At 67.7% G+C, this 25,473-nt stretch carries 21 protein-coding genes and 1 riboswitch; of the genes, 8 read left to right on the top strand and 13 right to left on the bottom strand.

The window, feature by feature from the left end; all coding sequences use genetic code 11:
• Positions 1 to 24 precede the first annotated feature (24 nt).
• Positions 25 to 2,526 carry a cation:proton antiporter gene (locus ACX9MO_RS06355; RefSeq protein WP_462213936.1) on the bottom strand — a complete coding sequence of 834 codons (2,502 nt, stop codon included), beginning with the start codon at positions 2,524 to 2,526 and terminating at the stop codon, positions 25 to 27.
• Between the two features lie 253 nt (positions 2,527 to 2,779).
• Positions 2,780 to 3,253, bottom strand: a complete 474-nt coding sequence (locus ACX9MO_RS06360) for a hypothetical protein (protein ID WP_462213937.1) — start codon at positions 3,251 to 3,253, stop codon at positions 2,780 to 2,782.
• Positions 3,254 to 3,612: 359 nt separating this feature from the next.
• On the opposite strand from ACX9MO_RS06360, the gene ACX9MO_RS06365 reads away from it, so the two are divergent.
• Both ACX9MO_RS06365 and ACX9MO_RS06370 read left to right on the top strand, forming a co-directional pair.
• Entirely contained in the window at positions 3,613 to 5,586 is a 1,974-nt protein-coding gene (locus ACX9MO_RS06365) for a multiheme c-type cytochrome (protein WP_462213938.1), read from the top strand.
• 334 nt (positions 5,587 to 5,920) lie between these two features.
• Positions 5,921 to 6,454, top strand: coding sequence for an HdeD family acid-resistance protein (locus ACX9MO_RS06370; RefSeq protein ID WP_222491145.1), 534 nt, complete (start codon positions 5,921 to 5,923; stop codon positions 6,452 to 6,454).
• Between the two features lie 277 nt (positions 6,455 to 6,731).
• Here the strand turns inward: ACX9MO_RS06370 and ACX9MO_RS06375 are convergent, their stop codons facing one another.
• Together ACX9MO_RS06375 and ACX9MO_RS06380 are read right to left on the bottom strand one after the other, a co-directional pair.
• Positions 6,732 to 7,706: a sulfatase-like hydrolase/transferase gene (locus tag ACX9MO_RS06375; protein WP_462213939.1), complete on the bottom strand. Its 975-nt coding sequence runs from the start codon at positions 7,704 to 7,706 to the stop codon at positions 6,732 to 6,734.
• Positions 7,707 to 7,712: 6 nt separating this feature from the next.
• Positions 7,713 to 8,318, bottom strand: coding sequence for a sulfatase-like hydrolase/transferase (locus ACX9MO_RS06380; protein WP_462213940.1), 606 nt, complete (start codon positions 8,316 to 8,318; stop codon positions 7,713 to 7,715).
• Positions 8,319 to 8,695: 377 nt separating this feature from the next.
• Positions 8,696 to 8,790: riboswitch (TPP riboswitch) on the top strand.
• A 59-nt stretch (positions 8,791 to 8,849) separates the two neighbouring features.
• Between ACX9MO_RS06380 and thiM the strand changes: the two genes are divergently transcribed.
• From thiM to ACX9MO_RS06410, 6 genes are all read left to right on the top strand, one after another.
• On the top strand, positions 8,850 to 9,638 hold the full coding sequence (thiM, locus tag ACX9MO_RS06385) for a hydroxyethylthiazole kinase (protein ID WP_462213941.1): 789 nt from the start codon (positions 8,850 to 8,852) through the stop codon (positions 9,636 to 9,638).
• Positions 9,635 to 10,246, top strand: a complete 612-nt coding sequence (gene thiE / locus ACX9MO_RS06390) for a thiamine phosphate synthase (RefSeq protein WP_462213942.1) — start codon at positions 9,635 to 9,637, stop codon at positions 10,244 to 10,246. The genes thiM and thiE overlap by 4 nt, the downstream gene beginning before the upstream one ends.
• Positions 10,243 to 11,046 (top strand): bifunctional hydroxymethylpyrimidine kinase/phosphomethylpyrimidine kinase, encoded by an 804-nt coding sequence (gene thiD / locus ACX9MO_RS06395; RefSeq protein WP_462213943.1) that lies wholly within the window; start codon positions 10,243 to 10,245, stop codon positions 11,044 to 11,046. The genes thiE and thiD overlap by 4 nt, the downstream gene beginning before the upstream one ends.
• Positions 11,043 to 11,729, top strand: coding sequence for a thiaminase II (gene tenA, locus ACX9MO_RS06400; protein ID WP_462213944.1), 687 nt, complete (start codon positions 11,043 to 11,045; stop codon positions 11,727 to 11,729). Before thiD ends, tenA begins: the two co-directional genes overlap by 4 nt.
• Positions 11,730 to 11,873: 144 nt before the next feature.
• A complete protein-coding gene (gene frmR, locus ACX9MO_RS06405) occupies positions 11,874 to 12,140 on the top strand; it encodes a formaldehyde-responsive transcriptional repressor FrmR (protein WP_462213945.1) in 267 nt (88 codons plus the stop codon).
• Between the two features lie 51 nt (positions 12,141 to 12,191).
• Positions 12,192 to 13,301, top strand: a complete 1,110-nt coding sequence (locus tag ACX9MO_RS06410; RefSeq protein ID WP_462213946.1) for an S-(hydroxymethyl)glutathione dehydrogenase/class III alcohol dehydrogenase — start codon at positions 12,192 to 12,194, stop codon at positions 13,299 to 13,301.
• 127 nt (positions 13,302 to 13,428) lie between these two features.
• Here the strand turns inward: ACX9MO_RS06410 and ACX9MO_RS06415 are convergent, their stop codons facing one another.
• From ACX9MO_RS06415 to ACX9MO_RS06455, 9 genes are all read right to left on the bottom strand, one after another.
• On the bottom strand, positions 13,429 to 14,427 hold the full coding sequence (locus tag ACX9MO_RS06415) for a formylglycine-generating enzyme family protein (RefSeq protein WP_462213947.1): 999 nt from the start codon (positions 14,425 to 14,427) through the stop codon (positions 13,429 to 13,431).
• Entirely contained in the window at positions 14,417 to 15,370 is a 954-nt protein-coding gene (locus ACX9MO_RS06420) for a LysR family transcriptional regulator (RefSeq protein WP_462213948.1), read from the bottom strand. Before ACX9MO_RS06420 ends, ACX9MO_RS06415 begins: the two co-directional genes overlap by 11 nt.
• 85 nt (positions 15,371 to 15,455) lie before the next feature.
• Positions 15,456 to 16,889: a sulfatase-like hydrolase/transferase gene (locus ACX9MO_RS06425; protein WP_462213949.1), complete on the bottom strand. Its 1,434-nt coding sequence runs from the start codon at positions 16,887 to 16,889 to the stop codon at positions 15,456 to 15,458.
• Positions 16,890 to 17,188: 299 nt separating this feature from the next.
• On the bottom strand, positions 17,189 to 17,560 hold the full coding sequence (locus tag ACX9MO_RS06430; RefSeq protein ID WP_222491134.1) for a response regulator: 372 nt from the start codon (positions 17,558 to 17,560) through the stop codon (positions 17,189 to 17,191).
• On the bottom strand, positions 17,538 to 21,002 hold the full coding sequence (locus tag ACX9MO_RS06435) for a chemotaxis protein CheB (protein WP_462213950.1): 3,465 nt from the start codon (positions 21,000 to 21,002) through the stop codon (positions 17,538 to 17,540). Before ACX9MO_RS06435 ends, ACX9MO_RS06430 begins: the two co-directional genes overlap by 23 nt.
• Positions 21,003 to 21,039: 37 nt before the next feature.
• On the bottom strand, positions 21,040 to 21,588 hold the full coding sequence (locus ACX9MO_RS06440) for a PAS domain-containing protein (RefSeq protein WP_462213951.1): 549 nt from the start codon (positions 21,586 to 21,588) through the stop codon (positions 21,040 to 21,042).
• Positions 21,589 to 21,740: 152 nt separating this feature from the next.
• On the bottom strand, positions 21,741 to 22,625 hold the full coding sequence (locus ACX9MO_RS06445; RefSeq protein WP_462213952.1) for an ABC transporter permease: 885 nt from the start codon (positions 22,623 to 22,625) through the stop codon (positions 21,741 to 21,743).
• Positions 22,626 to 22,632: 7 nt separating this feature from the next.
• Entirely contained in the window at positions 22,633 to 23,580 is a 948-nt protein-coding gene (locus tag ACX9MO_RS06450) for an ABC transporter permease (RefSeq protein WP_462213953.1), read from the bottom strand.
• Between the two features lie 99 nt (positions 23,581 to 23,679).
• The gene (locus ACX9MO_RS06455) at positions 23,680 to 25,239 is read right to left on the bottom strand and encodes an ABC transporter substrate-binding protein (protein WP_462213954.1); all 1,560 of its coding nucleotides are present in this window, start codon (positions 25,237 to 25,239) and stop codon (positions 23,680 to 23,682) included.
• Positions 25,240 to 25,473 lie beyond the last annotated feature (234 nt).

The raw sequence follows: 25,473 nt of genomic DNA on the forward strand, positions 1-25,473 counted from the left end.
CTCGACGCATCACGCCGCGCGGGCTCACTCGTCCGGCAGCAGGCGGGCCGGGTCGATGCCGCGTTTCTCGGCACTGGCGCGCACCGCCTCGCGCAGGGCGCGGCTGCGCTCCAGCAGGCGGCGGAACCGGTCCTCGTCGAGCACCAGCAGCGTTGTCGGCGCAATGGCGCGGACATCCGCGCGGCGGCGCTTGTTGGTCAGGATCGCCATCTGCCCGAACATCTCGCCTCGCCCCAGACGCCAGGTCTGGCCCGCGGTCTCCAGTTCCACGGCGCCGGAGGCGATGAAGAACACGCTCCGCGCCACGCTTTCCTTGCGCAGCACAACCTCGCCCGCATCGACATAGATGGTCTGCAGCGACCGCCCGAGGCGCTTCATCACGCCCTCGTCGAAATCGGCAAAGAGCGGGAACTGCTGCACGAAATCCGCCCGCCGGATCGCGAGGTCGAGGCCCGGACGTTCCTCGGCGGCCACGCGGCGCGCGCCAAGATCCTGCATCAGCGCGGTATAGACCTCGGCCCCGATCAGCCCGTCATCGCGCATCGCCACGTATTCCCGCTCCTCCAGCCGCAGCGCCGTACGCCGGATGAAGCGCCGCTCCAGTTCCTCGGCATAGCCGGGATACTGCAGGCGCAGCCCCTCCAGCGCGGTCTCGACGGTCTCGATCCGACGCGAGAGCAGCTCATGCAGCAGTTCCGCCACGCGGCGTCCGTGGATGCGTCGGATACGGCCGTCGATGAACGTGCCGAGGTCGCGCAGGATCAGGCGCTGCGACAGCAGCAGTTCGAACCGGTCGGCGGTCAGCCGGGCCAGCGGGCCCGATATGCCAAAGCGTGCGTGCACCCGGACCGCGGTCCGGAAGGCCTGCCCGTAGGCCACGCTCCGCCGCGCCGCCCGCTGGTAGCCGGTGCGGCCCTGCGTCCGGGCGCCCTCGATCAGCCGGTCGGCGTCGGACAGCACGAGGTCCGCCATCCGCGAGGAGATCGTGCGCTCCCGCACCCGGGCGAGGATCGTGTCACGCTCGTGCCCCGCGAGGGCGATGAGGCCGAGGGCGATCCGGTCCCGGTCGAGGATGTCGGCGTTCTCCTCCGCCGTCTTCACCGCCATGTCGAGCCGCTCGCCGAAACGCTTGGCCTCGGAGCGCACGGTGTCGCGGTTGAGGTCGTAGTTCTCGGTCGTGCGGGCCACGTCCTCGCGCACGGTCTGCAGGGCCACGGCGACCACCTGCCGCGACAAGGCCTCGTCGATGGGCGAGAGCCGGTCGAGGCCGAGCCGCCCGATCACCCACCGCAGCGTCGTCCCCTGCACCAGCAGCGTGAAGAGCGTGAAGCCCGTGGCCAGGATGCCGACGAGCCGCTGGATATCGTCCGGCACCCGGTAGCTCTCCGTCACGGCCAGCGCCAGGGCCAGCGTCACCGCCCCCCGCAGCCCGCCCCAGAGGATCGCCACCCGGTAGGGCCGCTCCACCGTGGGCGAGAGCTTCAGCGCCGTCAGCAGGGGCATCAGCCCGAAGAGGATCGCCGTGCGCGCGACAATGGCCGCGATCACGACGACACCGACCAGCAGGACATCGGACAGCCGGATCTCCTCCAGCAGGCGCGGGATCAACAGCGCGGCAAGGATAAAGATCAGCGCCCCCGACCAATGCGCCAGCACGCCCCAGAGATCGCGCAGGTTGGCCCAGGCCTGTGGCGGCAGCCGCCCGGGCGCGGTCAGGTTCAGGGTCAGGCCGGCGGCCACGACGGCGATCACGCCCGAGGCCCCGACCCCCTGTTCGGCCACGATATAGGCGAGATAGGGCAGCGCGACCGAGATCGAATGCTGGGCCAGTTCGTGACGGCTGAACCCGGCCATCACCCAGACACCGATCCGCGCGGCGAGCCAGCCGGTCACGCCGCCGCCAAGGATGAGCATCGGGAACTGCGCCAAGGCATCGCCCAGGTCCGGGTCCGGCAGGCCCAGCATCACGAAGCCAATGAAGAGGCCGAAGAGCGCGATGGCCGCGGCGTCGTTCAGCAGGCTCTCGCCCTCGATGATCCGCGCCAGCCGCCGCGGCGCCGAGATCGAGCGGAAGATCGAGACCACGGCCGAGGGATCGGTGGTCGAGACGATGGAGCCGACCAGCAGGCAGGCCGCGAGGGGCAGCCCGCTCGCCCAGGACAGCGCGTAGCCGACGGAGAGCGTGGCCACCACCACCGCCACGACGGCCAGCACGAGGATCGGCACCCAGTCGTCCAGCATCCGCCGCAGGTTCATCTCCAGCGTCGCCTGGAACAGCAGGGTCGGCAGGAACACGTAAAGGAAGACATTGGACCGGATCGGCAGGCCGAGGATCGCCTCTGCCACGGGATTGAGGGCATCCGTCAGGTCCGTCCGCAGGAAGAAGGTCGCGCCCGCCCCGATCAGGATGCCCAGCACCGCGAGGATCACGCTGTAAGGCAATCGCAGGCGCGCGGCAAAGGGCTCGGCAGCGCCGATGACGAGGAAGAGCGAGGCAATGACGGTCGTGACGAGGATGATGTCCATGTGTCGGAAATAGCAGAAAAACAACCGGGCGCACCTGTCTTCTGCGGCCCGTGGAGCGGAATGGCGGCCCCCCGCGGCGGGGAGTGGCAGCGGGCCGCCGGTCCCCGGGTCTTGCCCCCCGGCGGCAGGTGGCAGGGACGGCGATATCCGACAGGGAACGGCCCGTGTGCCGGGCCGCACGGGCCCTGCGGAGGACGGCGCACGGCGGGCGGCGCCTCACGCGGGCGCCGCCCCCCATGCGTCCGGATTTGGGTCAGCGGGCGGCGGCGCCCTGGTCTCCAGCGGCGCCGGTGAGGCCGATGGCCCCCATCAGCCCCGCCGCAAAGCCGCGACCGAAGTCCCCGAAGGCGGTGCCAACGGCCTCTTCCACGGCGGGCCCGACGCCCGCCTCGATCTGCTGCAACGTGGTGTTCAGCTCCGCGAGCCGCGTCTCGACCTGCGCGAGCCCGCCCTCCAGCTCGGTACAGACCTGCAGCCCGGGGCCGTCTCCGTCCCGCAACCCGGCCAGACCCTCGCGCGCGCCGCCGATCTGCGTGGTGAGATCGCGCAGTTCCGACCGGACCGGGAGGATGGCGCCGGTCACCTCGGCCATGTTGGCGGTCACATGTTCAACCTTCGAGGTCAGGCTCCACGCCAGCCACAGGCAGAGGGCAAGAAGGATCAGGGTGGCATTCAGAAGGGCGAGGGCCAGATTTCCCAGCGTGCGCCCGAGGCGTCGTGTGACCATCCCTGAACCTCCCATGACCCGGCAAACCGAATGCCGCCAACACCGTCATCAGAGGGCAGGACAGGCGTGCGTCCCCGGCCCTCTGCATCCGCAGCCTTGGCCCAAACATCCGGGGCGTCAAGAAAAATGCCGCCCGCGCCCGCCGCCTTGCCGCGACGCTGCGGAAAATCAGACGTCGGGCTTGCACAACTTTGACGTGCTCCCCTAAGCTCTTGCGAGAGCCCCCATTCGCGCGGCCCGCCGCGGTCCAACCCTATTTCGACAAGCCCATTCCAGGCGCCAGCTTTCGGCGCCATTGCCCGGTCAGAGCCCCGCAAAGCGGTGCGACGGCCCTCCCGCACGACACAGGAATTCCCCGCATGGTCCACCAGCCCGCAGCGCCCCTCCCCCAGATCGCGCGCACCATCGTCGCGGCCCTCGCCCTTGCGCTTGTACCGGGTGCCTCCCGGGCGCAGGACGCGGCCTATGTCGGCTCGCAGGTCTGTGCCGCCTGCCACGCCTCGGAGACCGAGGCCTGGGAGGGCTCGCACCACGCGCTCGCCTGGACCGAACCGGAGCCCGCCAACATCCTCGCCGACTTCGATGGCACGCGCTTCGCGCTTGGCGACATGGAGGTGGCCTTCCGCATCGACGGCGACGGGCGGCACATCGCCTCGGTGACGGAGCTGGACGGCAAGACCACCGATTACCCCGTGCACTCCGTGGTGGGCGTGGCGCCGCTCCAGCAGTACCTCTTCGAGACGGAGCCCGGCAAACTTCAGAGCTTCGACGTGGTCTGGGACACGGAGAAGGGCGCGTGGTTCCACCTCTATCCCGAGGACAACCCGCCGCCCCGCGACGCGCTGCACTGGACCGGGCCCTACAAGACGTGGAATTCACGCTGCGCCACCTGTCACGCCACCGGCTACGAGACGAACTACGACCAGCAGACCCGCAGCTATGCCTCCACCCAGGCCGAGATCGGCGTGGGCTGCGAAAGCTGCCACGGTCCCGCCGCCGCCCATGTGGACTGGGCACAGCAATGGGAGACGACCCGCGCCGCGCCGCCGCCCAACCACGGCCTGCCGGTGGACCTTTCCGATCCGGCCAGCTTCCTCGACACCTGCGGCGGCTGCCATTCCCGGCGCGAAGCCTTCTACGGCGGCACCCCGCCCCCGGGCACGGCCTACCACGACGCCTACAACCTCGCGCTGCTGCGCCCCGGGCTCTATTGGCCGGACGGGCAGATCCGCGACGAGGTCTATGTGCTGGGCTCCTTCCTGCAGTCGAAGATGAACGCCAAGGGTGTCACCTGCACCAATTGTCACGCGCCCCACAGCGCCACGCTGATCGCCGAGGGCAACGCGGTCTGCGCCACCTGCCACAGCCCCGCCGGCAACCCGGAGTTCCCCAGCCTGCCGCTGCAGGAATTCGACACGCCCGCGCATCACCGCCATCCCGAGGGCAGCGCAGGCGCGCAGTGCAAGTCGTGCCACATGCCCGAGCAGGTCTACATGGGCAACGACTGGCGCGCGGATCACTCCTTCCGCATTCCGCGCCCGGACCTGAGCGCCGAGACCGGTGCGCCCGATGCCTGCACCACCTGCCACGCGGATCGGACGCCCGCATGGGCCGCCGACGTGCTGGAGGAGTGGTTCCCCGACAGCAGCCACCGCGGGCCGCACTATGGCCAGACCCTCGCCCATGGGATCGAGAGCCCGGCGCAGGCCTGGGACGACCTTGCCGATCTCGCCTCCCAGCCCGATCAGCCGGCCATCGCCCGGGCGACCGCGCTCTGGCTCATGGGGGCCGAGGGCAGCCGGATGGCGCCCGGGATGATCGAGACGCTACTGGCCGATCCCGACCCGATGGTGCGCGCCGCGACCGTCGGCGCGTTGCAGGGCGCGGGCGATCCGCAGCAGGTGATGCGCGTGGCGGGGATGCTGGACGATCCCTCCCGCAGTGTGCGGATCGCGGCGGCCAAGGCGATGCTGGCCGCGCCCATCGCCCATCTGCCCGGACCCATGGCGCAATCGCTGCAACGGGCGCAGGGCGAATGGCAGGCGACGATGATGGCCCGCCTCGACTATCCGGAAACGCACCTGCAACTCGGGGGCATCGCGCTCTCCATGCGCCGCCTGCCCGCCGCCGCGCAGGCCTTCGCCGAGGTGACACGGCTCGACCCGCAGCACGTCGATGCCTGGGTCATGCGCGCCCGGATCGCCGCCGCGACGGAAGGACAGGAGGCCGCCGTGCGCATCCTCGCACGGGCCATCGGCGCGAACCCGGACAACGCGGTGCTGCGTGACCTGCTGGCGCAACTCGAAGCGCCCCAGCCGCGCCGCTCGCCGTAAGGGTCGAGAAACGTTGCGTCCAAACCTGCCCCAAGGCGGATTACTTCGGGGATTTCGCAACTTTAGGTAACGCAGCCCGTCGGTTCCGCGTTAAGCTTCCCCCGGGTGGCGTCCACATCGGGCGTAGCCCGGGGCGGGATCTGTTTCGCGATCCGTTCTGCGCCCCGGCGCTCCACCCGCCTCTGTTTCGAGAGGCCTGCATTTGTAGAGGAATGAGCCCTGCGCGCCCATTCCGGGTAAGAGTGCCATCCGGCCGGAATTTGAATGGCCGCCTGTCCTTGTTCTCCCGGAGCCGGAGCGGGCCGCGTGCGGCACCCAGTCTGGAGGACGGGACATGAAGAACAGCCTACTTTGGATCATCGCGGGTATCCTGCTCATCATCGGGGGCATCTTCGCCCTGATGAACCCCTTCGCCGCAACCGTCGCCGCCGAGCAGATCGCGGCCTGGTGCTTCCTGATAGGTGGCGTGATGCAGTTCGTCGCCGCCTTCCGCAACGAGGGCTGGGGCGGCCGCATCTTCGGCCTCGTGCTGGCGGTGGCCTACCTCGTGCTTGGCGCGGGGCTCCTCTTCCACCCGCTCGTGGGCATCGTCACGCTGACCATGATGGTCGCGGTGATGTTCCTCGTGAACGGGGTGCTGAAGATCGTGCTGGCCTTCAGCCTGCGCGGCACCGGGCTCTTCTGGCTGTCGCTGATTTCCGGCGTGGTCTCCGTGGCGCTCGCGCTGATGGTCTTCTCGAACTTCCTGCAGGCCTCGCTGACCATGCTGGGCATCCTGCTGGCGATCGAGCTGATCTCCAGCGGGGTGACGATGGTGACGCTGGGCCTGTTCCAGCGCAAGCACCCGGAGATGGAAGCCCTCGCCTGAGACCCGGACACACGACTGAAACGCCCCGCGCGATGACCGCGCGGGGCGTTTTTCCTTGCCCGGACTTTCCTTGCCCGGAGTTTCTTCGTTCGGAGTTTCCTTGCCCGGACACCGAGGGCGAAACGCCCGTCACGTAGATGCCAAACGCCGACGGGCACACCCGTCGACCACGACACTGAAGGCATGAAAAAACTCCCGAACCACGAGGGCCCGGGAGAGAGGAGACGGCGGGCGCATGCCGCCCGCACGAGGGAAACAGAACCGGGAAAAGCCGGCGTTACTGCATCGACTTGCTGATGAACTGCTCCACCACGTTCGACATGTCGAAGGAAGCGCCCCCCTGCACCGGCGGATACTCTGCCAGCGTCTGGAGATGCTGCTGCATCAGCACGTTCATCGGCTGCATCAGCCACGAGACCTTCTGCATCAGGTGCCCGTAGGCATCGACGCTGGAATAGCTCTCGAAGGGGTCCATCCGGATGTTGAAGACCATCGGCGCGGTGCGACCCACGAGGTTGTCGTAGTAGTCTTCCTTGGTGGAGAAGTGGAACTTCCACGGCCCCATGCGCACGGCGGTCAGCTTGCTCTCATAGTAGTGGAAGATGCTGGTGCGGTTCGAGCGGTCCTGTTCACCCATCCAGTAGGGCAGGTTGTTCACACCGTCGATATACTGCTGCTTCTCTTCCATGACCTCGGCGGCCACGTCCTCGATCCCGGCGGCGGCGGCCAGGCTGGTGAACATGTCCTGGTGGCCCTGGATGCCGTTCAGCGTGGTGCGCTCGGGCAGGTGGCCCGGCCAGCGGATCATCGAGGGCACCCGGATGCCGCCTTCGTAGGTGGTCATCTTCTCGCCGCGGAACGGCGACGTACCGCCATGGGGCCACGAGTTGTGCTCCGGCCCGTTGTCGGTGGAGTACCAGACGATCGTGCTGTCGGTCAGGCCCTGCTCATCCAGCCAGTCGAGGACGAGGCCGATGTCATGGTCATGCTGCATCATCCCCGAGCCGTAGAGGTCCGCCTCGGAGGTATACTGCTCCGCGGCATAACGCCACTCGTCGTTCAGACGGGTGTAGAGGTGCATCCGCGAAGTGTTGAGCCAGACGAAGAACGGCTCGCCCGCCTCCTTGGCGGCGGCCATGAAGTCGATCGCCTTGGGGATCATCTCGTCCTCGTCAAAGGCCTTCATCCGCTCTTGCGTCAGCGGGCCGGTGTCCTCGATGGTCTGCATCCCGACCTTGCCGAAGCGCGGCATCTCGGTCTAGTCGTCCGTGTCGGTGGCGAAGGTGTGCAGCACGCCACGGGTGCCGAACTGCTCTTCATAGGCCTCCAGCGAGCCGGAGAATTCCTTGCCGAAATTCTGGTAGTCGCGCTGTTCGGCCTCTTCCTGCGTGTTGAGGTGGTAGAGGTTGCCGAAGAATTCGTCGAAGCCATGCACCGTCGGCAGGTGTTCGTTTCGGTCGCCGAGGTGGTTCTTGCCGAACTGGCCGGTGCGGTAGCCGACCTGTTTCAGTTCTTCCGCCAGCGAGGGCGAGCCCGCCTGCAGCCCGAGCGCCGAGCCCGGCTGCCCCACCGTCGTCATGCCCGAGCGGATCGGGTACTGGCCGGTGATGAAGGCCGCCCGACCTGCGGTACAGCTGGGCTGAGCGTAGTGATCGGTGAAGCGGATGCCTTCGTTCGCGATCCGGTCGATGTTGGGCGTCGTGTAGCCCATCATCCCCATCCCGTAGGCAGAGACGTTGGACCAGCCAATGTCGTCGCCCCAGATTACAAGTATGTTCGGCTGCTCCGCTGTCTCCTGCGCGACGGCCGCTCCTGCCATAAACGCGGCCGTGACGGGAAGCGCGAGGACGTAAGTCCTAAACATGACTCTGCTCCTAACTTCAAGATCTTGGAATCAAAAATTAACAAAGTCAGCGTAGCACACGTTTGGAGCGAGTCGACGAGGTTTGTTCAGCCCCCGACGCCCCATGTGACGCAGCGTAAAATCACATGCAAAGAATGGCTTACATGCGACGTCGCGGGCGCCACCGTGCAGCAACCGGCCCATGGCTCTGACGCCGCCCCCGTCGTGCCAGCCGGCGCGGGCGCTGCCCCTTGTGCGCGGCCCCGCCCCCAGCCATTTCGGCCATCGCCTCGGGCAGTGGTGCCCCCTGCGGCCCGCACCGCAGGGATCATGGGACGCCGGGGCGCCGCCTCCCCGGCCCGGCTTGACGCCCGGTCGCGGGGATGTCATCCCTGCAGGCGAAGCGACAGGGGCGCTCGGGAAACCGGGCTGAGACGAACCCTTAGAACCTGAACCGGATAATGCCGGCGGAGGGAGGCGCATGAGATGGTCAGGCGCACCCCGCCCGCCCCCTCGCGTTCCTCCCGCCGTCCGGCGCGTGGAGGAGATACGATGGAACATCCCGGCTCATACCTTGCACAGATGCGGCAGACCGCGCCTCTCGTGCACAACATCACCAACTACGTGGCCATGAACGTCATGGCGAACGTGCTGCTGGCGGCGGGTGCCTCGCCCGCGATGGTCCACGCCCGCGAGGAAGCGGCGGAATTCGCCGGGCTTGCGCAGGCGGTCAGCCTCAACATCGGCACCGTCTCCCCGCCCTGGGCCGAGGCGATGGAGGCGACGGCGCAGGCCGCGGCCGCGCAGGAGGTGCCCTGGGTCCTCGACCCGGTCGCCGTCGGCGCGACGGCGTATCGCCGGGCCCTTGGGGCACGTCTCCTCGCGCTGCGGCCCACGGTCATCCGGGGCAATGCCTCCGAGATCCTCGCCCTCGCCGGGACCACCGCGGCCGGCAAGGGGGCCGATGCCACCGAGACCGTCGCCACCGCCGAGGACGCGGCCCGAGCCCTTGCCCGGACCAGCGGCGCCGTGGTCGCCGTCACCGGCCCCGTGGATTTCGTCACCGACGGCGCGCGCGCGGCACGGATCGCCAACGGACATGCGCTGATGCCCCGGGTCACCGCGCTCGGCTGTTCCCTGACCGGGCTCGTCGCCGCCTTCGTCGCCGGGCAACCCAGGTTCGAGGCCACCGTCGCGGCCCTCGCCTACTACGGCCTCGCCGGAGAGCGGGCCGGCGCCGGGGCGCAGGGGCCGGGCTCGTTCCAGCCGGCGTTCCTCGATGCGCTGTCGGGGGTGGGACCAGAGGAACTGGATGCGGGCGCACGGATCAGCATCGCATGATCCCGCCGCTCTGCTTCATCACCGATCCCGGGGCCGCCCGCCCCGTGATCGAACAGGCCCTCGCCGCCGCGCAGGGTGGCGCCGGATGGGTCCAGCTGCGCGACAAGACCTTGAGGGATGAGGATTTCGCGGCGCTGGCCCGGGCGCTGATCTCGGCACTGACACCTCTCGGTGTGCCGCTGATCGTGAATGACCGGGTCGATGTCGCCGTCGCCTGCGGCGCAGCCGGGCTGCATATCGGTCAGGGCGACGGCGATCCTGCCACGATCCGGCGCCGCATCGGGCCGGGGATGATCCTCGGCCTGTCGGTCGAGGAGGAGGCCCAGATCGCCGCGGTGCCAGGCGGGGTCGACTACCTCGGCGTGGGGCCCGTCCATGCTACCGGTTCAAAACCCGACCATGCCCCGCCGATCGGCCACGCCGGCTTTGCCGCGATCCGTGACGCCACCGCCCTGCCCTGCCTCGCGATCGGCGGGATCACATCGGATGATGCCGCCGCGCTGAAGGCCGCGGGCGGCGCCGGTCTGGCCGTGATCTCGGCCATCTCGCGGGCCGATGACATGGCGGGGGCCGCCCGCGCCCTGTGCACCGCCTGGAGGACCGCATGATCCCGAACATCCTTTCCATCGCCGGCTCGGACCCCTCCGGAGGTGCCGGCATTCAGGCCGACCTCAAGGCGATCTCGGCCAATGGCGGCTATGGCATGAGCGTGATCACCGCGCTGACCGCCCAGAACACCCGCGGCGTTCAGGCGGTGCGGCTTTGCGACACGGACATGATCACGGCCCAGATCGAGGCGCTGCGTGCCGATATCCGGATCGACGCGGTCAAGATCGGGATGCTCGGCGATGCGGCGATCATCGACTGCGTGACACGGGGGCTCGACGGGATCGACGGCCCGGTCGTGCTCGACCCCGTGATGGTTGCCAAGGGCGGCGACCGGCTCCTGCAGGCCGAGGCGGTGGAGGCCCTGCGCGGGCTGCTGCCCCGCGCCGATGTCATCACGCCGAACCTGCCCGAAGCCGCCGACCTGCTGGGCTGCGCCGAGGCCCGGACCCTCGACGAGATGGCGGCCCAGGCCCGGGCCCTGCGGAACCTCGGCCCGCGTGCGGTGTTGCTGAAGGGCGGCCACCTTGCCGGGCAGGCCTGCCCCGACCTTCTGGTGACCGACCATGGCCTGCAGCGCTTCGACGCCACGCGCATCGCCACGCGCAACACCCATGGCACCGGCTGCACCCTGTCCTCGGCGCTTGCCACCGCGCTCGGGGCGGGACTTGCGCTGCCCGAGGCCGTGCAGCGCGCCAAGAGCTATCTCACCGCCGCGCTCGCCGCCGCGGATGCGCTGACCGTCGGGTCCGGCTTCGGACCCGTCCACCATTTCCACGCCATGAAACGGACCACGCCATGACCTTCACCGAAGACCTCGCGCGGGAGACCGCCGCGATCCGTCACCAGATCCACACGATGCCCTTCAACCGCGAACTGGCGCAGGGCACGCTCGCCCCGGATATCTTCCGGGGCTACATCATTCAGGATGCCCACTACCTCGAAGGCTTCGCCCGGGCGCTCGCGCTTGCCGCCGCCAAGGCGCCGGACGCGCCCACGGTCGCGCAGCTGGCGGGCTCCGCCGCAGGTGCCATCGCCGTCGAGCGCGAGTTGCACGGGCATTACATGGGGCTCTTCGGTGTCTCCGAGGTGGATTTCGCGGCGACCGAGCCCTCTGCCGCCTGCGACCACTACGTGTCCTCCCTGCTACGCGTGGCCGCAACCGGTGACTTTGCCGAGACCGTGGCCGCCCTGCTGCCCTGTTTCTGGATCTACCGGGACGTCGGGCGCGAGATCGCGCAGCACAGCGCACACGAAAACCCCTATGCCGCGTGGATCGCCACCTATTCCGGCGATGCCTTCGACGAAAGCGTGCGCCGCATGCTTGCGCTGACCGACCGCCTTGGCGCTGCCGCGACCGATGCGGGCCGGGCCCGGATGCATCACGCCTTCGCCCGCTGCTGCTGGCATGAATGGCGGTTCTGGGACAGCGCCTATCACAAGGAGGGATGGGACCGCGGCCGCCTCTCCGGCGCTGCGGCCTGAGAGAGAGAGCGGCCAGCGAGACAGGAGGCCGGGCCGCGTGATCGCGTGCCCGGACCGTCACGACGTGCCCTGCGCATCAGAGCCGGTTGCCATTGTCGGACCTCGAATTTATACTATACCCCAGTATAGCACAGCAGGCCCGCCATGCCCCATTCGCCCGAAGCCAAGAAACGCGTCCTGACACGCGTGCGCCGCATCAAGGGCCAGTGCGAGGCGTTGGAGCGCGCACTCGAATCGGGCGCGGACTGCGGCCCGATCCTGCAGCAGATCGCCGCCGTGCGCGGGGCCGTGAACGGGCTGATGGCCGAAGTGCTGGAAACCCATGTCCGTGAAGAGTTCGCAACTGACACCCAACACGGCGGAGAAAAGGTCGACGACCTGATCGGCCTTGTGAGAACCTACCTGAAATAACCGCCCCGGCGGCCCAGCCCGCCAAGCCTGAAAGCCAGAAGGAGCCTGCGCATGAAATCCCGTGCCGCTGTCGCATTCGCCCCCGGCGAACCGCTGAAAATCGTCGAGATCGACGTCGCGCCGCCCAAGAAGGGCGAGGTGCTGATCAAGATCACCGACACCGGCGTCTGCCACACCGACGCCTTCACCCTGTCGGGCGACGACCCCGAAGGCATCTTCCCCGCCGTTCTGGGCCACGAGGGCGCAGGCGTCGTCATCGAGGTCGGCGAGGGCGTGACCTCGGTCAAGCCGGGCGACCACGTGATCCCGCTCTACACCGCCGAATGCGGCGAGTGCGAGTTCTGCAAGTCGGGCAAGACCAACCTCTGCATCTCGGTCCGCGCCACGCAGGGCAAGGGCCTGATGCCCGATGGCACCACCCGCTTCTCCTTCAACGGCGAGCCGATCTATCACTACATGGGCTGCTCGACCTTCTCGGAATACACCGTCGTGGCCGAGGTCTCGCTGGCCAAGATCAACGAGGAAGCGAACCACGAACACGTCTGCCTGCTGGGCTGCGGCGTGACCACCGGCATCGGCGCCGTGCACAACACTGCCAAGGTTCAGGCCGGTGACTCGGTCGCGGTCTTCGGCCTCGGCGGCATCGGCCTCGCCGTGATCCAGGGGGCGCGTCAGGCCAAGGCCGGCCGGATCATCGCCATCGACACCAACCCCGACAAGTTCGAGCTGGCCAAGGAATTCGGCGCGACCGACTTCGTGAACCCCAAGGACCACGACAAGCCGATCCAGGAGGTCATCGTCGAGATGACCGGCTGGGGCGTCGACCACTCCTTCGAGTGCATCGGCAACGTGAACGTCATGCGGGCCGCGCTGGAATGCGCGCACCGTGGCTGGGGCCAGTCGGTGATCATCGGCGTCGCGGGCGCCGGTCAGGAGATCTCGACCCGTCCGTTCCAGCTGGTCACCGGCCGTCGCTGGCTCGGCACCGCCTTCGGCGGCGTGAAGGGCCGCACCCAGCTGCCGGGCATGGTCGAGGATGCGATGAAGGGCGATATCGACCTCGCGCCCTTCGTGACCCACACGATGCCGCTGGAAGAGATCAACGAGGCCTTCCACCTGATGCACGAAGGCAAGTCGATCCGCTCGGTCATCAAGTACTGATCGCGGCACCAGACTGATAGAGGCCCGCGCGGTGTATGCCGCGCGGGCCTTTTCTGTTTGTCCGGCCCGGTCCGATCCGCTCAGACGGTCTGCGCCGGACCGGTCCAAGCCCTCCGCCCCAACGCGCTCAGCACGCGTCGGCGGCCACCCGGAACCCGCTGTTCGAGGTCGAGCTGTCCGGATGGCTCCGGGTGCGGGAATGGACGTGATAGCGGTCGCAGTAGCTCTCGTGGCACAGGAACGAGCCGCCGCGCTGGACCCGCTCCTCCCCCTCCCCGGGCCCCTGCGGATCAAGCACAGGGCGGGCCCCGGGCCGGCCCGGCAGCGGACCGAAACGGTCCTGCACCCACTCCCAGACATTGCCCGTCATCTCGTGGAGGCCATAGCCATTGGCGGCGAAGCTGCGCACCGGCGCGGGACCCACGTGGCCGTCCTCGGCGCTGTTCTCTTCCGGGAAGACGCCCTGCCACGTGTTCATCGCATGTCCCTCCGCGGGCACCAGCGTATTGCCCCAGGGAAACTTCATCCGTGCCAGCCCGCCCCGTGCGGCGCGTTCCCACTCCGCCTCGCGCGGCAGGCGCAGCCCGGCCCAGGTGGCATAGGCGAGGGCATCGTACCAGCTGATGTGGATCGCCGGATGATCGGGCCTCTCCCGCCAGTCGGAGCCGGGCCCCTCGGGTGCCTGCCAGCAGGCGCCCTCGATCTGCCGCCACCACGGCAGGCCTGCGGGATGCACGGGCGCGGCGGCCAGATCGGCCACGAAGAGGTGGAACACGAAGCTCCAGCCCTCCGCCTCGGCCACGGTGCGATAGCCGGTCTGCGCCACGAACCGCGCGTATTGCGCATTCGTCACCGTGGTCGGCGCCATCAGGTAGGGTGAGACGCGCAGCTTGCGGCGCGGGCTGTCGAGGTCCTGTGGATAGCGGGACTGCCGCGCGCCCATCTCGAAGATACCGCCGGGGATCGGCTTCAGCTCTGCCCGCAGCGCGGACCGCGTCTGCGCGTCTGCCGCCGGGACCGACAGCGCGGCCGCCTCGAATGCGTCGCCGACGCCCTGCCCTGCACCACACCCCGTCCCCTGCCCCACGCCGCCGCAGCAGGCCTTCGGTGCCGCCTCAGAGTCCATAGACCCGGTCCTCCGGTGCGATATCGGCCAGCACGTCGAGGAACGCCGCCTTCACGGCGCGTTCCAGCGGGCTCAGCGCCGCATCCGCCGCGCTGACGATGCTGACCTCGGTCATCGGCGTGTCGGTATAGGGCGGCAGACGCCAGAGCCGCCCGGCGGCGCAATCGGGCGCGGCCACGTGCAGCGGCAACGGACCGATGCCCACCCCGGCCACGATCATGCGGCGGACCTCCTCGAGGTTGCGCGAGCGCCCCGCCACCTCGGGCCGCAGCCCGGCGCGGAAACGCATCCCCGCCACTTCGAGGAAGGCCTTGTCGGTGCGATCCGCCATGAAGCCGACCGAGACCTCGTCGCGCAGGTCCTCCAGCGCCAGCCCGCCCTGCCCGAAGAGCCGGTGCCGAGGGCCACAGAAGAGGCCGTAGTGCTGGCGATAGAAGTACGTGTAGTCGAGCATCGGATCGCGGTCGGAGACGAGGCAGATGCCCAGCGAGGCCTCCCGCGCCGCCACCATGCCCAGCGCCACGCGGCTCGACACCACGTCGAGGAACAGGCTGGCCTCCGGGTGGCGGTTCGTGAAGAGCGCGAGCGCCGCGTCGAAGAGATCGCTCACCACGTAGCTGGCAAGCGCGATCCGCGCCTCGCCCCGGATCACGTTGTCGGCGGCATCCAGCCGCGCCTGCAACCGCTCGACCGAACCGTGGATTTCCATCGCATCGGCCAGCACCACGCGCCCCGCCTCGGTCAGGCCAAAGCTGGTGGGGCTGCGGTCGATCAACTTGCGCCCGATCTGCTCCTCCAGCCGCCGCAGGCTGACGGAAACCGTGGGCTGCGTGAGGTTGAGCCGCTGCGCCGCATCCGTGATCGAGCTCGACTGCGCGATGGTCACGAAGCTGCGCAGCAGGTTCCAGTCGAGATGGCGGGATACTCTGCCTCTGTCCGACATGGGCCGGGTCGTCTCCTTCGGCGGGATGCGGCACCCGTCCTCGCGCGCCGGTCCCTCCGGAACATTCGCACCAGGGCGGAGGGTGTCAAGCAGGGCCCGTCTCCACCACGGCCGGCGTCGCACCCGTGGGCCCCACGCCATAGGCCGCCTCGCGCCCGCCGTGGCGCTCCACGAGGGCGGCCTGATCGGCCTTGGCGCGGCGGTCGGTCGCCTCCGGATCGCAGATGCGCCGCAGCTCCGCCTCCATCTCGGCCAGCCGCGCGGCATGGGCCGGGTCTCCGGCAAGGTTCACCGCCTCGTCCGGATCGCTGCGCAGGTCGAAGAGTTCGGGCGCGAAGCCCACGTAATAGTGATACTTCCACGGCCCCTTGCGGATCATGTAGCCCGCACTTTCGGCGCCGACCGCGTGATACTCGGAGAAGGCCACCCGGTCCGGCGCCGGGGCGCCGTCGATGATATCGAAGAGCGATTTGCCCGGCAGGCTGTCGTCGGAAAGGCCGAAGTGCTGCAGGAAGGTCGGCGCGAGGTCGATCAGGGAGACCGGCGTGTCGCAGGTGCCGGGGCGTTCACCCGGACGGGCGACGATCAGCGGCACCTCGGTCGCCTCGCGGTAGAGATGCGACTTGCCCCAGCGGCCCCGCTTGCCGAGGTCCTCCCCGTGGTCGGAGCTGTAGATCACCGTCGTCGTCTCGGCGAGGCCGGTCTCCTCCAGCACGTCGAGCAGCTGCCCCACCTGATCGTCGAGGAAGCTGCAGAGCCCGAAATAGGCCGAGATTGCCCGGCGGCGCAGCGCATCGTCCGCGCCGAACTCGCCATCGGTGTCGAAGAACCGTTCCATCGTCTCGACCCAGGGATGCCGCACGTAGCCGTCCCGTGGCATCAGATCAGGCAGCGGCAGCGCGTCCTCGGGATACATGTCCATGTATTTCTGCGGCACCACGAGGGGGAAGTGCGGCGCGACATAGCCGGCCTGCAGGAAGAAGCGCTGCCCGCTGGCGGCCAACTCCCTCAGCCGCGCGGTGGCGGCTTCGGTCACGGCCTCGTCGAAGATGTTGTAGGAGGAATGCCCGGCCCCGATATAGTCGAAGAGCACCACGTCCTCGCGCCGCGGCGGCATCGGATCGCGGACCGAGCCCCAGAGCATCCCGATCCCGTCCTTCACGTGCATCGACACCGTCTGGGCCGTGAAGCCTGTGTCATCCATCACGTTGCGGAAGTGCAGCTTGCCGATCGACTCGACGGGCATCCCGGTGGCGGCGAGGTCATGGGCCCAGCCGGTCGGCGTGCCGGTATAGGGCATCGCGTTGTCCCAGCAGCCCGTCTCGTGCACGTGCCTCCCGGTCTGGACGGAGGCCCGCGCCGGCACGCAGATCGGACAGGGCGTATAGGCCGAGGTCATCCGCTGGCCCCGCGCGGCGAGCCGGTCGAGGTTCGGCGTCTTCACATAGGGATGCCCGGCACAGGACAGCGCCGTGGACTGGTGCTGGTCGGAAAAGATGAAGAGGAGGTTCTGGGTCATGGGCTCACCGGGGCAGAGGAACTGGGGCAGAGGAACTTTCCGCCAAGGTGGGCAGCGCGGGAGGTGAAGGCCACTATTCTTTGACCATGGGGCGCATTGAGAATTTCAATACCATTCGGGAGGGCTTCGCCGGAAGCCGCGACCGCGGGACGAAGGCGGCACGAAGGCCAGAGCAGTCCCAGACATCGGGGTGGCAAACATAAGGTTCGCAGACACAGGGTCAGGCGAAAACAGGACCCCGACGCAGGAAATCAGCCGGGACTCAGATCTCAGCGACACCTGCTCCTGCGTGGCAGCGTTCAGCCCTCGCTCAGGGCATCCTGCAGCGCGCCGGTGTTCACCGGTTTCTGGCAGCAGGCCGCGCCGGGATAGCGCTCGGAGATCTCGGCATCGTTCACATGGCCCGAGTGGAACACCAGCCGCACCCCCATGCCGTCAAGCTGATCGGCCAGCGGATAGACCTCGCCGTCCTTCAGGCTCACGTCGAGGATCGCCATGTCGGGGCGTTCCCGCTCTATGATCCGGGCCGCGCTCGATACGGTTGCGAAGGGACCGATCACCTCGTAGCCGAACTCTTCCACGAGCAGCTTCAGGTCCAGCGCGACGATATGCTCGTCCTCGCAGACCAATACACGTTTCTTGCGATCTTCAGCTGCTTGCGTCAGGGACATAGGCTAGGGTCATCCTTCTTTCGGTCCCGGTATACACCACGTCGATCCGTCCGTTCAGCTGGGCTGCCGACAACTGGATGAGGGTGGAGCCGAAACCGCTGCTCTCTTCACCCGGGTCAACACGCGTGGCGTGGATTTCGTTCCACTCGATCCGCACTTCTCCGGTCGCATCGCGGGACCAGCGCACCTCGAGCCGCCCGCCGGGCTGGCCAAGCACGCCGTATTTCGCGGCATTGGTGGCCCACTCGTGCAGCAGCAGCGACAGCGCCGTAAGCTCATGGCCGCCGATCTCGATCAGGGGGCCCTGCAGGTCCATGGGCGCGAGGCCGTCGTAGGGCTCCAGCGAGGCGCGCACCGCATCCTCCAGCGACAGCACCTGCCGGGCATTGGCATGGGACCGCTGGGTCAGGTCATGGGAGCGGGCCAGCGCGTTCACCCGCGACTGGATCCCCTGTACGAGGTCCGGGACGGAGGAGGTGGACCGGCCGGCGATCCGCACCATGCCCGAGATGATCGAGAACATGTTCTTCACGCGGTGGTTCATCTCGCGCAGCATCATCTCGCGGATGTCGCGGTCTTCCTGCTCGTTCGTGACGTCGAAGACCACGCCGAGGATGCGCGCGGTGCGGCGGCTGTGCATCCGCTTGCCCACCATCTGGACCGAGGTGTAGCGCGGCCCCTCCCCGTCGATCCGGAAGGTGATGTCGATGGCATCGCCGTCTTCGCTGACGTCCGCAAAGGCCCTTGCCACGCGGTCCCGGTCCTCCGGGTGCACGGTGTTGATGAACTCCGCGATCGCAAGCTCGGGGTCCGAGGCCGCGAGCATGGAGGACCCGGTGTGATCCAGCCGGATCGTGCGGGCGCGCGGATCGCATTCCCAGACCGAGAGCAGCGACACGTCGAGGGCGAGGCGGAGCCGCTCCCCCTCCTGCTGAAGCGCCTCTTCCAGCCGCAGCGCATCGGTGACCTCGCTGAAGACCAGCGTGGCCCCGTCGAGGTCCTTGTCGCGGCTGACATAGGGCGTGATCAGGAGGGACCATGTGCGTTCGTCCTCGCGGTCGGCGACCCGCAGGTGACGGACCTTGCCGTCGCGCAACACCTCGCGCGTGGCCTCCAGCACCTCGTCGTTCTGGCGCAGGGTGCTCGTCACCTCGGTCAACGGACGCCCCCGGTCGGAGCTGCGGAAGGGATAGATCGACTGGATCGCGTCGGTGAAGTTCCGGATGTCCATGTTGGCATCCAGCACCAGCAGCGGCATCGCGGTGGAGGCAAAGAAGTTCGACAGGTCGGCATTGGCGACGGAGAGCTCGTCCACCTTGCCCTTGAGCTCGTCGTTGACCGTGGAGAGCTCCTCGTTCGTCGACTGGAGCTCCTCGTTCATCGACATCATCTCTTCGTTGGAGCTCTTCAGCTCCTCGTTCGCGGTCTCCAGTTCCTCGACCGTGGTGTGCAGCCTGACGCGGGTCGAACGCAGCTCGTCCTCGAGGCTCTGGACGTGGCTGTCCATCGGCTCGAGGGAGTCGAAATCATCCTCCTCGGCGGATTCGAAACGGTCGGTGTCCCGGAAGACAACGAGGAAGGTGCCGTCGGTCAGCGGCTCGGCGATCATGTCGAAGGCCTGCCGCCCGAATTCGGACTGCGCCACCAGCCCGCGCGAGATCGTGCGCTTCTTGCTTCGGCTGATCTGCCGGATCATGGCCGAGATCCCCTCGCGCACGCCGGGGCGCGCGACCGCGGGGGCAAAGCGGTTGCCCTCCTCCCCGTGCGAGAAGTCGAGATACTTGCCCAGCCGGCCGGTGGTCCGAAGGATCTCGCCGCTGGAGGAGACCCGCAGGGTCGGCGGCGCATAGGTCGCGAGGATGCGCTCGATCGCCCCGCCGTCGCCCCACTCCAGCCGGGTGGAGCGCTGATCGTCCTCGCGCGGTCGGCGGCGGGCCGGCATGTCGCGCCCGTCCTGCCCGCGCAGGTGCAGCGGATATTCCGGCCGCCCTTCGGTCCGCTCGAAGATCCGCGCGCCCTGCTCTATGGGACGGAAGGCATGGTCGAACCGGCCCACCGTCTCGGAGGGGCCGAGGAACAATGTCCCGCCGGGCTTGAGCGCGTACTGGAAGATCGGCAATGCGGCGGCCTGCAACTGGTCGCCGAAGTATATCAGCAGGTTGCGGCACGACAGCAGGTCGATGTTCGAGAACGGCGGATCGCGCACGATGCTGTGCACCGAGAAGCGGATCATGTCGCGGATCTTGGCGGAGATCTGGAACCGGCCGTCCCGCGCCACGGTGTAGGTGTCGCGCATCTCCTCCGGGATATCGACCAGCGCCGCCTGCGGATAGGAGGCCTCCCGAGCGAGGCGCAGCATCTGCTCGTCGATGTCGGTGGCGAAGATCTGGATGTTGACCGATCGTTTCTGCAGCCGGCACTCCTCGGCGAAGAGCATGGCGATGGAATAGGCCTCTTCGCCGCTGGAGCAGCCCGGCACCCAGACCCGGATCTCGTCCTCGTTTCCACTGCCGCGCACCAGCGGCTTCACGCAGCGCTCGCGCAGCTGCTCGAAATGCTCTTCATCCCGGAAGAAGCGGGTGACGTTGATCAGCAGGTCGCGGAACAGGAACTCGCATTCGCTGGGGTCGGCACGGATGTGACGCAGGTACTGGTCCGCATCCTCGAGGGCGAGCACTTGTAACCGGCGCTGAACCCGACGCACCAGCGTGGATTTCTTGTAGCCCGAGAAGTCGTGGCCGACGAAGTTGCGCACGACGGTGCAGATATCGGCAAGGTTGCTCTCGACCGTGCTGGCCAGCGCCCGGTCCGACTTGTCGAGGAAGCTGTGGGCGTAGAACTGCTGGATCGCCTCCACGATCAGCGAGGGACGGCGCACGAAATCCACCAGCCCGGTGCCCTGCGCCGAGGTCGGCATGCCGTCGTACTTGGCGGTCTCGGGGTCCTGCACGATGCAGAGCCCGCCATGTTCCTTGATCGCGCGCAGGCCCGCGCTGCCGTCGGCCCCGGTGCCGGACAGGATCACGCAGGCGGCAAAGCGGCCCTGATCCAGCGCGAGGCTCTCGAAGAAATCGTCGATCGGTCGGCGCAACCCGCGCGGCTGACGGAATTCCGTCAGGTCCAGCACCCCGTCGCGGATCGACAGGCCCGAGCCGGGCGGGATGATGTAGACATGGCCCGCCGTCACCTTCTCGCCCCCCGACAACTGCCGCACCGGCAGATCCGTGTGCCGCGCCAGCAATTCGGCCAGCAGGCTCTCGTGGTTGGGATCGAGGTGCTGCACCACGACATAGGCGAGGTTGTTGTCGCGCTGCGCGCCCGCCAGCATTTCGCGGATCGCCTCCAGCCCACCGGCAGAGGCCCCGATACCCACGACGCAGAGACGCTCGCGGTCAGGGGTGTCTTTTCCGCCGTCGCGGAGGGTCTCGTCTTCGTCTCTCATGCCTCATGCCTGCGTGGCAGGCCCGCCTGTTGTCGCGTCACGTTTCGGTATCCCGAAGCGAAAGCTGTGCCATCACCGCGACGCTGTCTGCAAGCAGCTTGGCCGACTCCATCATTGCAAGCCCGCTTTCACGTCCGATCTGCTCCACGTCGGTCAGGGCGCGGCGCAGCTTCTCGTCGTTCGCGCGCAACTTGGAGCGCATCAGCGCCGTTGTAATGTCGAACTGCGAGGCGAGGATGTAGCGGGTCCGGCCCGCGTTGTCCTTCAGCCGGGTCATGAAGACGTAGTTGTGAAACGTCGTGCCGTCCTTGCGGTAGTTCAGGATCGGGAAACGCCCCTGATCGGGCCCCTGCCCGCGCACGAAATCCCCCAGCGCACGGCGGGTCTCTTCGGTCGTCTCGGGGCCCTGCAGGAACCGGCAGTTGCGGTTCAGCACATCGTCCGCGTCATAGCCGGTCAGCTTGCAGAAGGCGTCATTGACCAGAACGAGCGGCGTGTCCCCTCCGGTCTCGGAGAGGGCAAGGGCCACCGTCGATTTGTTCAGGTACTGCGCAAGCGCTGAAGGCAGGCTCGAGACGTTATCCATGGGGTCTGCGATTGTTGACTGTCAGACGCACTAAATGTGCCGAACCCGCGCGAAGGCAAGGGCTGGCGGGCAAGGGCGTCGCCGGAGGCCCCAATTGCCGGGACGGATGCCCGGCGGCGCCGCGATCTGCACAGGCCAAAGCCCCCTCCCGGTCAGCGCAGCGCCTTGGTCATCTGCGGGTCAAGCCGGTCGCGCAGCCCGTCGCCCACGATGTTCACCGCCAGCACCGTCGCCGCGAGGAAGAGCGAGGGATAGAGCACGAGCCCCGGGTTCACGAGGAACATAGAGCGTCCTTCGGCCACCACGTTGCCCCAGCTGGGGATCTCCGGCGGGGTGCCCGCGCCGAGGAAGCTGAGGTAGGCCTCGGAAATGATCGCGGAGGCGCAGATGTAGGTCGCCTGCACCACCAGCGGGGTCAGGGTGCTGGGCAGGATATGGCGCAGCACAAGCTGCTTGTCCGGCGTGCCGGCGGCCACCGCCGCCTCGACGAAGGGCTGTTCGCGCACGCTCATCACGATCCCGCGGACAAGACGCGCCACGCGGGGCACCTCCGGGATGGTGATCGCGATGACGATGTTGCGGATCGAGGAGCCGGCCAGCGCCATGAAGGCAATCGCCAGCAGCACCGAGGGGATCGCCATCAGCCCGTCCATCACCCGCATGACCACCACGTCGACCCAGCGGATCAGCCCGGCGGCGATGCCGATGGCCAGCCCGATCAGTGAGGCGACGCAGGCCACCGTCAGCCCCACGGTGAGCGAGATCCGCCCGCCGTAGAGCACCCTCGCAAAGACATCGCGGCCCATCAGGTCGGTGCCGAAGGGCTGGCCCTCGGCCGCGGGTTTCAGCCGCTGGGTGACGTTCAGCGCGACGGGATCGAAGGCGGTGAAGAGCGGCGCCCCGAAGGACAGCAGCGCCAGCCCGCCCAGCAGGAATATCCCGAAGGAGAGCCAGATGTTCTCGGCCACGAAGGCGGGCACGGCACGCAGCGGCGCCAGCACGGACCGGGGGACGGCGGGGGAGGTCTGATCGCTCATCGCGGGCTCACTTCTGGTACTTGATGCGCGGGTCGAACAGCGAGTAGCTGAGATCGACCAGCAGGTTGATCAGGACATAGGCCACGGTGAAGACCAGCAGCATCGCCTGGATCACGGGATAATCCTGGCGCACGATGGCATCGACGGTCAGCCGCCCCAGCCCCGGCAGGGCAAAGACCGTCTCGGTCACCACGACGCCGGAAATCAGCATCGCGATACCCACGCCGATCGTGGTGACGATCGGGATCGCGGCGTTCTTGAGCGCGTGGAAGATCAGGATCGGCGGGGTCGAGAGCCCCTTGGAGCGGGCGGTGCGGATGTAGTCGTTGCCGAGGATCTCGATCACGCTGGCCCGGGTCATCCGGGCGATCAGCGCCACGTAGATCATCCCCAGCGACAGCGTCGGCAGGATCAGCGACCGCAGCCAGGGCCAGAGCCCGCCCGAGATCGGCTTGTAGCCCTGCACCGGCAGGATCTGCGCCTTGAGCGCGAAGAGGTAGACCAGCACGTATCCCAGCACGAAGACCGGCAGAGAGAAGCCCATGACCGCGGTCATCATCACGCCCCGGTCAAAGAGGCTGCCGGCACGCCACGCCGCGAAGGTGCCCGCGGGCACACCGACGAGGATCGCGAAGCTGATGGTGGTGATGGTCAGCGACAGCGTTGGTTCGATCCGCTGCATCATCAGCGCGGAGACCTGCATATCGGAGTAGATGGACGACCCGAGGTCGCCCTGCAGCACGCCGAGGATCCAATCCCCGAACTGGATGTAGAGCGGCCGGTCGAGGCCGAGCTGGACGCGGATTTTCTCCACGTCCTCGGGTTGTGCGAAGTCTCCCGCGATGACGGCGGCGGGATCGCTGGGCCCAAGGTGCAGAAGCATGAAGATCAGCACCGAGACGACGAAAAGTACGGGGATCGTCGCCAGAAGGCGTCGCAGGATGTAGCCGAGCATGGGCAGTATCGCGTCCGTTGTCTTGAGAAGGGTCTTTAAGGGGTCTTGGAGATGGGTCGGGACCCGAAGGCCCCGACCCTGACTTTGGCCCGGAAGGTCTTATTCGACCTCGATGTTCCAGAAGCCGAGCACCGGCGAGGACAGCATCCCCGACACGTTCGAGCGCCATGCGGAGGGCGATGTGATCTGGCCCAGCATGACGAAGGGCGCGGTGTCCATCATCAGCGTTTCCAGCTCTTCCATGATGGCAAAGCGCTTGGCCTGGTCGGGTTCTGCCGCCCACTTGGCGCGCAGGGCCTCGACCTCTTCGTTCTGCGGCCAGCCGAACCAAGCGGTTTCACCGGCAGCCACGCCCGAATGCGAGATCGGCGAGGCAGAGCCCACGCCCGTCCGGGTGTGGAAGATGCTCCAGCCGCCGTCATCCGGCGCGTTCTTCGAGGAACGGCGCGAGGTCAGCGTCGCCCAGTCCATCGCCTGAAGCTCGACCTTCACGCCCATCTGGCGCAGCAGGTCGGCCGTCAGCAGGGCGGTCGGGCCCGAGGGGTGGTCGGTCGGGTGCATGACGATCACGGTCTCGCCGTCATAGACCGAGGACATCAGCTCCTTGGCCTTGTCCATGTCGCTGTCGAGCATGATCTCACCACCGCCGGCGCTGGTTTCCATCGGCGTGTTGCACATCATCAGCGAGGGGCATTCCTGCCAGTAGTCGGGGTTGCCGACCATGGCGGTCATGTAGTCGGACTGCTTGACCGCATACATCATCGCCTGCCGCGCTTCCTTCTTGTCGAAGGGCGGGTAGAGGTGGTTCGGACGCAGGATCACGATCAGGCCGAAGGGATCGAGCACACCGGCCTCGGTGTCGGGGTTGGCTTCGACCACCGGCAGCAGGTCGGCGGGCGGCGCTTCCCAGAAGTCGATTTCGCCGGTCTGCAGCGCGGCCAGCGCGGTGGCGGGATCGGGCAGGTAGGACCAGACCACGCGGTCGACCTTCACCACCTTGCCGCCCGCGGCGCCGTCGGCGGGTTCGTCACGGGGCACGTAGTCCTCGAACTTGTCATAGACGACCTTGTTGCCGGGCACCCATTCCGCCTCGTTGAAGACGAAGGGACCGGAGCCGGTGTAGTCCTTCACCTGCTCGAAGGGATCGGTCTGGGCGACGGCCTCGGGCATGATGAAGGGGCCGGAGAGACCGGCCAGCGTGTCGAGCACGAGGCCGAAGGGCGAGGCCAGCTTGAGCTCGAAGGTCTTGTCGTCGACGGCCGTCAGGCTCTCGGTCGCATTGGCCAGCGCCCCGCCCGCGTTGTCACGCGCTTCCCAGCGGGTGATCGAGGCGATGACGTCCGCGGTGGTGACCGGTTCGCCGTTGTGGAACTTGAGCCCGTCGCGCAGGGTGAAGGAATAGCTCATCCCGTCATCGGAGATGGAGTAGTCCCCGATCATCTGGGGCTTCGGCTCCAGCTTGCTGTTCATCGCGAACAGCGTGTCATAGATCACGTAGGCGTGGTGCCGGGTGATGATCGCAGTTGTCCAGACAGGATCGAGGTTGCGAAGGTCGGCGTAGGGGACCGCGTTCAGAACCTTGTCCTGCGCCAGCGCCGGACCGGTCAGACCACCGGCGATGGCCGCGGCGGCGAGCGCCATGCGGATCGTACCGGACACAGTCCTTCCAAAACTTTGTACAGCCATTATTGGCTCCCTGTTGTATTGTTTATTTTTGTTACGACGCAAACAATGCGTCACCATGATCCCCGCCGACGTCAGCGGGGACTGGTCAATTGCAAGGCAGAAATAGGTAATCCTGCCTACATACCCGAGGGTTGATCGTTTTTTGATTTAATCAAAAGACATTTATTGTACGAAGAACAAGAAATCCGAGATATCCGGACAAGCCTG

This window comes from Pseudooceanicola profundus (assembly GCF_054919315.1).

Excerpts from the sequence above, each read along its gene's own strand:
- frmR (WP_462213945.1), top strand. The coding sequence starts at position 11,874 with ATGCCCCATTCGCCCGAAGCCAAGAAACGCGTCCTGACACGCGTGCGC.
- thiD (WP_462213943.1), top strand. The coding sequence starts at position 10,243 with ATGATCCCGAACATCCTTTCCATCGCCGGCTCGGACCCCTCCGGAGGT.
- ACX9MO_RS06375 (WP_462213939.1), bottom strand. The coding sequence starts at position 7,706 with ATGCCGCGCTTCGGCAAGGTCGGGATGCAGACCATCGAGGACACCGGC.
- thiM (WP_462213941.1), top strand. The coding sequence starts at position 8,850 with ATGGAACATCCCGGCTCATACCTTGCACAGATGCGGCAGACCGCGCCT.
- ACX9MO_RS06355 (WP_462213936.1), bottom strand. The coding sequence starts at position 2,526 with ATGGACATCATCCTCGTCACGACCGTCATTGCCTCGCTCTTCCTCGTC.
- ACX9MO_RS06450 (WP_462213953.1), bottom strand. The coding sequence starts at position 23,580 with ATGCTCGGCTACATCCTGCGACGCCTTCTGGCGACGATCCCCGTACTT.
- ACX9MO_RS06425 (WP_462213949.1), bottom strand. The coding sequence starts at position 16,889 with ATGACCCAGAACCTCCTCTTCATCTTTTCCGACCAGCACCAGTCCACG.
- ACX9MO_RS06380 (WP_462213940.1), bottom strand. The coding sequence starts at position 8,318 with ATGTTTAGGACTTACGTCCTCGCGCTTCCCGTCACGGCCGCGTTTATG.
- ACX9MO_RS06360 (WP_462213937.1), bottom strand. The coding sequence starts at position 3,253 with ATGGTCACACGACGCCTCGGGCGCACGCTGGGAAATCTGGCCCTCGCC.
- ACX9MO_RS06445 (WP_462213952.1), bottom strand. The coding sequence starts at position 22,625 with ATGAGCGATCAGACCTCCCCCGCCGTCCCCCGGTCCGTGCTGGCGCCG.
- thiE (WP_462213942.1), top strand. The coding sequence starts at position 9,635 with ATGATCCCGCCGCTCTGCTTCATCACCGATCCCGGGGCCGCCCGCCCC.
- ACX9MO_RS06435 (WP_462213950.1), bottom strand. The coding sequence starts at position 21,002 with ATGAGAGACGAAGACGAGACCCTCCGCGACGGCGGAAAAGACACCCCT.
- ACX9MO_RS06420 (WP_462213948.1), bottom strand. The coding sequence starts at position 15,370 with ATGTCGGACAGAGGCAGAGTATCCCGCCATCTCGACTGGAACCTGCTG.
- ACX9MO_RS06365 (WP_462213938.1), top strand. The coding sequence starts at position 3,613 with ATGGTCCACCAGCCCGCAGCGCCCCTCCCCCAGATCGCGCGCACCATC.
- ACX9MO_RS06430 (WP_222491134.1), bottom strand. The coding sequence starts at position 17,560 with ATGTCCCTGACGCAAGCAGCTGAAGATCGCAAGAAACGTGTATTGGTC.
- tenA (WP_462213944.1), top strand. The coding sequence starts at position 11,043 with ATGACCTTCACCGAAGACCTCGCGCGGGAGACCGCCGCGATCCGTCAC.
- ACX9MO_RS06410 (WP_462213946.1), top strand. The coding sequence starts at position 12,192 with ATGAAATCCCGTGCCGCTGTCGCATTCGCCCCCGGCGAACCGCTGAAA.
- ACX9MO_RS06370 (WP_222491145.1), top strand. The coding sequence starts at position 5,921 with ATGAAGAACAGCCTACTTTGGATCATCGCGGGTATCCTGCTCATCATC.
- ACX9MO_RS06440 (WP_462213951.1), bottom strand. The coding sequence starts at position 21,588 with ATGGATAACGTCTCGAGCCTGCCTTCAGCGCTTGCGCAGTACCTGAAC.
- ACX9MO_RS06415 (WP_462213947.1), bottom strand. The coding sequence starts at position 14,427 with ATGGACTCTGAGGCGGCACCGAAGGCCTGCTGCGGCGGCGTGGGGCAG.